General features: G+C 70.0%; 1 protein-coding gene. It reads right to left on the bottom strand.

Annotated features, from left to right (window positions below; translation table 11 throughout):
- Positions 1–978 (bottom strand): MFS transporter (locus AOK00_RS35270; RefSeq protein ID WP_254047626.1); only part of this gene is annotated, 978 nt, incomplete at its 3' end.
- Positions 979–1029: the final 51 nt, after the last annotated feature.

The raw sequence follows: 1029 nt of genomic DNA, 5'->3' as shown, positions 1-1029 counted from the left end.
GAAGAGAGTGATCATCATCGGCATGAAGCGCAGTCCGGTCTGCCAGGGCGAGTACCCCAGGACGTTCTGCACGTAGGAGATCTGCAGGAAGACGGCGGCGAGGCTGGTCGCGTTGGACAGCAGGGTGGCCAGGCAGACTCCGGTGAAGGTGGGCGTGCGCATCAGGGAGAGGTCGAACATGGCGCGTTCGCCGCGCGCCCGCTCGATGACGACGAAGGCCACGAGCAGGGCGACGCCGCCCGCGAACGCCCCGAGGATGGGGGCGCTGGTCCAGCCGGAGGACTCCGCCCGCAGGAATCCGAGCACGAGGAGGGTGAGACCGAGGCCGAAGGTCAGGATGCCCGGCCAGTCGATGCCGTGCGCGGCCGGTTCCCGCGACTCCCTCAGACGCAGGGCTCCGACGATCAGGGCCGCGACTCCGATGGGCACGTTGATCAGGAAGATCCAGCGCCAGCTGAGCGCGTCGGTGAGGAATCCGCCGACCAGCGGCCCGAAGGCCAGGGCGAGACCCGCGACACCGCCGAAGACCCCGAAGGCCTTGCCCCGGTCGGCGCCCCGGTACTCGTACCCGATCAGGGCCGGGCCGACGGAGAACAGGACCGCGGCACCGATGCCCTGGACGCCGCGGGCGATGTTGAGCGCGAGGACGTCCTGCGCCAGACCGGCGGCGAGCGAGGAGAGGGTGAAGAGGACCAGCCCCGCGTGGAAGACCCGCTTGCGGCCCAGCCGGTCGGCGAGCGATCCGCCGGTGAGGAGGAAGGCGGCGAGGGTCAGGGTGTAGGAGTCGATCACCCACTGCAGGTCGGAGAAGTCCGCCCCGAGCGAGGTCCGCAGGTCCTGCAGGGCGACGTTGACGACGGTCACGTCGAGCATCAGCATGAACATCGCGACGGAGGCCAGCGCCAAGGTCCATGACCGGGCGCGGTCGGCCGCCGGCCCGTTCTCCGCCTGACTGTCGACGGCTGCTTCGGCTGACATCACGTTCTCCTCGTTGCTCCGCGGCACCTCGGTGCCGCGGAGCAACGAGGA

This window comes from Streptomyces aureus, assembly GCF_001418135.1.
GTDB classification, from domain to species: Bacteria; Actinomycetota; Actinomycetes; order Streptomycetales; family Streptomycetaceae; genus Streptomyces; species Streptomyces aureus_A.
The sequence above is the reverse complement of the archived record's forward strand: the minus strand, read 5'-3'. Positions and strand labels throughout refer to the sequence as shown.